A 7,209-nucleotide genomic window follows, 5' to 3' on the forward strand; every position below is an offset into this window, starting at 1 on the left:
CGCCACCGCCGCGCACGACTGAGCCCGGCGCGCCCGAGGGCGCGTTTCCAAGGATAGAGATCCATGTCGAAGTTCTTCATCGACCGCCCCAACTTCGCCTGGGTGGTCGCCATCTTCATCTCGCTGGCCGGCGTGCTCGCCCTGCCGGCGCTGCCGGTTTCCCAGTTCCCGGTGGTGGCGCCGCCACAGATCTCCATCTGGGCCACCTACCCCGGCGCCTCCGCCACCACCGTGGTGGATTCGGTGACCAGCGTCATCGAGGAAGAGCTCAACGGCGCCAAGGGCCTGCTGTACTACGAATCCTCCAGCAGCTCGACCGGCATCGGCGAGATCACCGCCACCTTCGCCCCCGGCACCGATCCCGACCTGGCGCAGGTGGACGTGCAGAACCGCATCAAGAAGGCGGAAGCGCGCCTGCCCACCGCGGTGATGCAGCAGGGCCTGCAGGTGGAACAGGCCAACGCCAACTTCCTGCTCATCTACTCGCTCACCTACAAGAACGGCGATGTCGACCGCGACGTGGTCGGCCTGGCCGACTATGCGGTGCGCAAGGTGAACAACGAGATCCGCCGCGTGCCGGGCGTGGGCAAGGTGCAGTTCTTCGGCGCCGAGGCGGCGATGCGCGTCTGGATAGATCCGAAGAAGCTGCTGGGCTATGGCCTCTCGGTGAGCGATGTGAACGCCGCCATCGCCGCACAGAACGCCCAGGTGCCCGCCGGCAGCTTCGGCGGCCGCCCAGGCGACAGCGAGCAGGAGCTGAGCGCCACCATCGCCATCAAGGGCATGCTGGAGTCGCCGGAGGAGTTCGGCCGCATCGTGCTGCGGGCCAATCCGGACGGCTCGCGGGTGGTGCTCGCCGACGTCGCCCGGCTGGAAATCGGCCGCCAGGAATACACCTTCGATTCCCGCGAGAGCGGCCGCAACGGCGTCGCCGCCGCGGTGCAGCTCAGCCCCGGCGCCAACGCGCTGCAGACGGCGGAGGCGGTGAAGGCGCGGCTGGCGGAACTTTCCGCCGGCTTCCCGGCGGACATCCAGTACGTGGTCTCCTACGACAGCTCGCGCTTCGTCGATGTGGCCATCGACAAGGTGCTGCAGACGCTGGCCGAGGCGGTGGTGCTGGTGTTCCTGGTGATGCTGCTGTTCCTGCAGAACCTGCGCTACACGTTGATTCCCACCATCGTGGTGCCGGTGTGCCTGCTGGGCACGCTGGCGGTGATGTACGCGCTGGGCTTCTCGGTGAACATGATGACCATGTTCGGCATGGTGCTCGCCATCGGCATCCTGGTGGATGACGCCATCGTGGTGGTGGAGAACGTGGAGCGCATCATGGCCGAGGAAGGGCTGGGGCCGCGCGCGGCCACGGTGAAGGCCATGGGCCAGGTGTCCGGCGCCATCGTCGGCATCACCCTGGTGCTGTCGGCGGTGTTCCTGCCGCTGGCCTTCATGGGCGGCTCGGTGGGGGTGATCTACCAGCAGTTCTCCCTGTCGCTGGCGGCCTCCATCCTGTTCTCCGGCTTCCTCGCCCTCACCTTCACCCCGGCGCTGTGCGCCACCCTGCTGAAGCCGGTTCCGGCCGGCCATGCGCACGAGAAGGAAGGCTTCTTCGGCGCCTTCAACCGCCTGTTCGGCCGCCTCACCGAGCGCTTCGGCGCGCTCAACGCCAAGCTCCTGCGCCGCACGGGCCGCTACATGCTGATCTACGCCCTCATCCTCGGCGTGCTCGGCTTCTTCTACCTGCGCCTGCCGGAATCCTTCGTGCCCATCGAGGACCAGGGCTACTACATCGTGGACGTGCAACTGCCGCCGGGCGCCACTTACGCCCGCACCCAGGCGGTGGTGAAGCAGTTGGAAAGCTATCTGCTGGAACGCGAGGCCACCGAGGGCACCGAGTTCATCCTCGGCTTCAGCTTCTCCGGCACCGGCGAGAACGCCGCGCTGGCCTTCCCCACGTTGAAGGACTGGTCGCTGCGCGACGCCAGCCAGTCCGCCTCAGCGGAGGTCATCGCCTTCAACGCCCACTTCGCCGGCCTGTCCGACGGCGCGGTGATGGCGGTCGATCCGCCGCCCATCGACGGCCTGGGCAACGCCAGCGGCTTCGCCCTGCGCCTGCAGGACCGCGGCGGCCTCGGCCGCGAGGCGCTGGCCGCCGTCCGCGACGAACTGCTGCGCCGGGCCAACAGCTCGCCAGTGATCGCCTACGCGATGATGGAGGGCCTGAAGGACGCGCCCCAGCTGCGGCTGGACATAGACCGCGAGCGCGCCGAGGCGCTGGGCGTGAGCTTCGACGCCATCAACACCGCCATCTCCAGCGCCTATGGCTCCGCCCTGGTGAGCAACTACACCCGCGACGGCCGCCTGCAGCGGGTGGTGGTGCAGGCCGACGCGGCCAGCCGGCTGACGCCGGAGCGCATCCTCGACATCAACCTGCCGAACGCCAGCGGCACCCAGGTGCCGCTGGCCGCCTTCGCCACCACCGCCTGGGAAGTGGCGCCGGTGCAGATCTCCCGCTACAACGGCTACCCGGCGTTCAAGATTTCCGGCGATGCCGCGCCCGGCCACAGTACCGGCGAGGCGATGGCCGAGCTGGAGCGCATCGTCTCCGGCCTGCAGCCAGGCATCTCGCATGAATGGACGGCGCTCTCCTACCAGCAGAAGGTGGCCGGCGCCCAGGCGCCGCTGCTGCTGGGCCTCTCCATCCTGGTGGTGTTCCTGCTGCTGGTGGCGTTGTACGAGAGCTGGAGCATTCCGGCGGCGGTGATGCTCATCGTGCCCATAGGCGCGCTCGGCGCGGTGCTGGCGGTAACGCTGCTGGGCATGCCGAACGACGTCTATTTCAAGGTCGGGCTGATCACCATCATCGGCCTCGCCGCCAAGAACGCCATCCTCATCGTCGAGTTCGCCAAGAGCCTGCGCGAGCAGGGGCTGTCGCTGGCGGAAGCTGCCACCCAGGCCGCCCGCCTGCGCTTCCGCCCCATCGTCATGACCTCGCTGGCCTTCATCCTCGGCGTGGTGCCGCTGGCCATCGCCACCGGCGCCGGCGCGGCCAGCCAGCGCGCCATCGGCATCGGCGTGATCGGCGGCATGAGCAGCGCCACCCTGCTGGGGGTGGTGTTCGTCCCCATCTTCTTCGTCTGGATCCTGTCGTGGCGGCGCAAGCCGGCTGCGGCACCGGCGGAGGTGACGGAATGATGCGGATGACGACCACCCGGCCCCTGCTCGCCCTCCTCGCCAGCGGCCTGCTCGGCGCCTGCTCCCTGGCACCGGACTACCAGCGGCCGGCCGCGCCCATCGCGGCGCAATGGCCTGCCCGCGATACAGCGACGGAAGCCAGCACCGCCAGCAGCAGCCCGGACTGGCAGCACTTCGTGCAGGACGCGCAGCTGCGCGCGCTGATCGCCCTCGCGCTGGAGCACAACCGCGACCTGCGCCAGGCGGTGCTGAACGTGGAGGCCGCCCGCGCCCAGTACCGGGTGCAGCACGCCAGCCTGTTCCCCACGCTGGAAGCACAGGCCAGCGGCACCGGCCAGCGCCTGCCGGCGGATCTCTCCACCTCCGGTCGCGCCGGCATACAGCGCAGCCACCAGGCCGGGCTGGAGCTGACCGCTTTCGAGCTGGATCTGTTCGGCCGCCTGCGCAACCAGTCCGACGCGGCGCTGGCGGAATACCTCGCCAGCCGCGAGGGCGCAGATAACGCGCGCATCACCCTCATCGGCGAACTCATCCAGGCCTACCTCGGCCATGAAGGCGCCCGCCAGCGCCACCAGCTCACCGCGCAGACGCTGCAGCACCGCGAAACCGCCCTCGCCCTCATCACCCGCCGCCAGCAGGCCGGCGCCGCCTCGGCACTCGACTACCAGGAAGCGCGAGCGCTGACCGAGCAGGCGCGCGCCGATCTGCAGGCGCTGGAGCGCAGCCTGCGCCAGGCCCGCAACGCCCTGGAGCTGCTGGTGGGCGCACCCGGCGCGCTGGAGCGCCTGGGCACGCCGGCGGCGGCGCCGCTGGTGGAAGACATCGCCGCCGGCACGCCCTCCAGCCTGCTGGAATGGCGGCCGGACATCCGCGCCGCCGAGCACCGCCTGCGCGCCCGCAATGCGGACATCGGCGCCGCCCGCGCCGCCTTCTTCCCGCGCATCTCGCTCACCGGCCTGCTGGGCAGCGCCAGCGCCGAACTGGCTGAACTGTTCGCCGCCGGCCAGGGCAGCTGGAGTTTCACCCCCCGGCTGGCGCTGCCGCTGTTCGACGGCGGCCGCAACCAGGCCGGTCTCGACCTCGCCCTGGTCCGCAAGGACATGGCGGTGGCCGGCTACGAGCAGGCGGTGCAGACGGCCTTCCGCGAAGTCGCCGACGCCCTCGCCGCCAGCGACACCTTGCGGCGCGAGGAGCAGGCCCGCCTGGCGCTGGTGCAGGCCAGCGCCGCCGCGCTGCAGTTGGCCAAGGCGCGCTACGAGCAAGGCGTGGACGGCCACCTGCGCTACCTGGACGCCCAGCGCGGCGATCTCGCCAACCAGCTCGCCCTGATCGAGGTGCGTACCCAGCGCCAGATCGCCCTGGCCGCGCTGTTCAAGGCGCTGGGCGGTGGCTGGCGGACGGACGACGGTAGCGCTGAAACGGCGGCTACCACGGTGGCCCCCCTGGCCGGCCTGCAGCCCGCCGCCCTCGACTGAGCGGGCGGGCTGCAGGCGACGCGAAAACGCAACGCGACCCCATGAGCTGGCTCTGCCTGATTCCTGCCAGCCTGTTCCAGTACTGCCCTTCCGGGCCGGCCAGCGGGCCCGCCCGCCCGCTTGCAGGTCGCTCGCCGTGAACGCCGTCCGGCCATTTTTGACCGGCATCAAATCAACATCCGGTAGATGAGAAATAAAGTCGACCTACATTTAGTAGCAGAGCTCGTCTTCCATGCCCCACACCTCCCTTCCGCCGCAGCCCAGCGCGGTGATCAAACGCAGCGGCGAATACGCCTCTTTCGACCTCGACAAGATCCGCTCCGCCCTGCAGCGTGCCGGCAGGGCCAGCGGCGAATATGGCCAGGGCGCTGACGGCATGGGCGGCGGCGAAGCGCGCCTGGAGCAGCTCTGCGCGCGGGTGCTGCGGGTGCTGAGCCACCGCTTCGGCAACACCACCGTCGCCATCGAGCAGATCCAGGACCTGGTGGAGGAAGCGCTGGTGGCCGAGGGCCTGCATGCCACCGCCCGCGCCTACGTGGTCTACCGCGAGCAGCACGCCACCCTGCGCGGTGACCGCAAGGTGCAGGTGGACGTGGAAGCCTCCATCAACGAGTACCTGAACCGCATCGACTGGCGGGTGAATGCCAACGCCAACCAAGGCTACTCGCTGGGCGGGCTGATCCTCAACGTGTCCGGCAAGGTCACCGCCAACTACTGGCTGTCGCACGTCTATCCGCCGGAGGTGGGTGCCGCCCACCGCGAGGGCGAGCTCCACATCCACGACCTCGACATGCTGTCCGGCTACTGCGCCGGCTGGTCGCTGCGCACCCTGCTGCATGAGGGCCTGAACGGCGTGCCGGGCAAGGTGGAGGCCGGGCCGCCGAAGCACATGTCCAGCGCCGTCGGCCAGATCGTGAACTTCCTCGGCACCATGCAGAACGAGTGGGCCGGCGCGCAGGCCTTCTCCTCCTTCGATACCTACATGGCGCCCTTCGTGCGCAAGGACGGCATGCGCTACGAGGAGGTGCGCCAGCACATCCAGGAGCTCATCCACAACCTCAACGTGCCCTCGCGCTGGGGCACGCAGACGCCCTTCACCAACCTGACCTTCGACTGGACCTGCCCGGACGACCTGAAGGAGCAGATCCCCGTCATCGCCGGCGAGGAAATGCCCTTCGCCTACGGCGAGCTGCAGGCCGAGATGGACATGATCAATCGCGCCTACATCGAGGTCATGTCCGCCGGCGACGCCAGGGGCCGGGTATTCACCTTCCCCATCCCCACCTACAACATCACCCCCGACTTCCCGTGGGAGTCGGACAACGCCGCGCGGCTGTTCGACATGACGGCCAGGTACGGCCTGCCCTACTTCCAGAACTTCGTGAACTCCGAGCTGCAGCCCAACATGGTCCGCTCCATGTGCTGCCGCCTGCAGCTGGACCTGCGCGAACTGCTCAAGCGTGGCAACGGTTTGTTCGGCAGCGCCGAGCAGACCGGCAGCCTGGGCGTGGTCACGGTGAATTGCGCCCGCCTGGGCTATCTGCATCGCGGCGACGAAGCCGCCCTGTTCGCCAGCCTGGACCGCCTGCTGGAACTGGGCCGCGACAGCCTGGAGATCAAGCGCAAGCTCATCCAGCGCTTGATCGACCAGGGCCTCTTCCCCTACACGAAGCGCTACCTCGGCACCCTGCGCAACCACTTCTCCACACTGGGCGTGAACGGCATCAACGAGATGATCCGCAACTTCAGCGCCGACGCCGAGAACATCACCACCCTGCGCGGCCACGCCTTCGCCCTGCGCCTGCTGGACCATGTGCGTGCCCGCATCACCGCCTTCCAGGAGGAAACCAGCCACCTCTACAACCTGGAAGCCACCCCGGCGGAAGGCACCACCTACCGCTTCGCCCGCGAGGACAGGAAGCGCTGGCCGGACATCCTGCAGGCCGGCAGCACCGAACAACCCTACTACACCAACTCCTCCCAGCTCCCCGCCGGCCACACCGACGACCCCTTCGAGGCTCTGGACCACCAGGAGGCGCTGCAGGCGAAATACACCGGCGGCACGGTGCTGCACCTCTACATGGCCGAACGCCTGTCCAGCGGCGAAGCCTGCAAGCGCCTGGTGCGCCGCGCGCTGGAGAACTTCCGCCTGCCCTACATCACGGTAACGCCCACCTTCTCGATCTGCCCCTCGCACGGTTACCTGGCGGGCGAGCACCCGTTCTGCCCGAAGTGCGACGAGGCAAGGCTGACCGCCAAACGCGCGAGGCTGGCTGCCTGAGCGCAACGCCCGCCCCGCGCGCGCGGCCTGCTCCCTCGCTGGCGGAAAAAGCGAAGCGCTGCTGCGCCCGCCGGAGCGTCCAGTGGCATGCAGGCCGCAGGGCCGGGGCACGGAGCGGGTCTGGAGAGAGGGGAGCCACAAAAGAAGCGCCAGGAAACGATCGACGCCATTGCAACGCCGCACCGCCCTTCCCCCTCTCCCGCGAGGGGAGAGGGGCTTTCACCCACCTTGCCATCCAGGAGCCTGTCTCTTTATACACATCTC

The 7,209-nt window shown here is 69.1% G+C and carries 3 protein-coding genes; all 3 read left to right on the forward strand.

All coding sequences use genetic code 11. The features are described from left to right. Positions 1 to 63: 63 nt before the first annotated feature. Complete coding sequence (locus GRF61_RS22400) at positions 64 to 3,189, forward strand: multidrug efflux RND transporter permease subunit (RefSeq protein WP_169152839.1); 3,126 nt, start codon at positions 64 to 66, stop codon at positions 3,187 to 3,189. A 5-nt stretch (positions 3,190 to 3,194) separates the two neighbouring features. Continuing rightward, a complete protein-coding gene (locus GRF61_RS22405) occupies positions 3,195 to 4,664 on the forward strand; it encodes an efflux transporter outer membrane subunit (RefSeq protein WP_169152840.1) in 1,470 nt (489 codons plus the stop codon). A 232-nt stretch (positions 4,665 to 4,896) separates the two neighbouring features. Further along, positions 4,897 to 6,945: a ribonucleoside triphosphate reductase gene (locus GRF61_RS22410; RefSeq protein WP_169152841.1), complete on the forward strand. Its 2,049-nt coding sequence runs from the start codon at positions 4,897 to 4,899 to the stop codon at positions 6,943 to 6,945. Positions 6,946 to 7,209 lie beyond the last annotated feature (264 nt).

This window comes from Azoarcus sp. TTM-91 (assembly GCF_012911025.1).
In the GTDB taxonomy this organism is placed as follows: Bacteria; Pseudomonadota; Gammaproteobacteria; order Burkholderiales; family Rhodocyclaceae; genus Azoarcus.

Coding starts and splice junctions, on each gene's coding strand:
- GRF61_RS22400 (WP_169152839.1), top strand. CDS start 64: ATGTCGAAGTTCTTCATCGACCGCCCCAACTTCGCCTGGGTGGTCGCC.
- GRF61_RS22405 (WP_169152840.1), top strand. CDS start 3,195: ATGACGACCACCCGGCCCCTGCTCGCCCTCCTCGCCAGCGGCCTGCTC.
- GRF61_RS22410 (WP_169152841.1), top strand. CDS start 4,897: ATGCCCCACACCTCCCTTCCGCCGCAGCCCAGCGCGGTGATCAAACGC.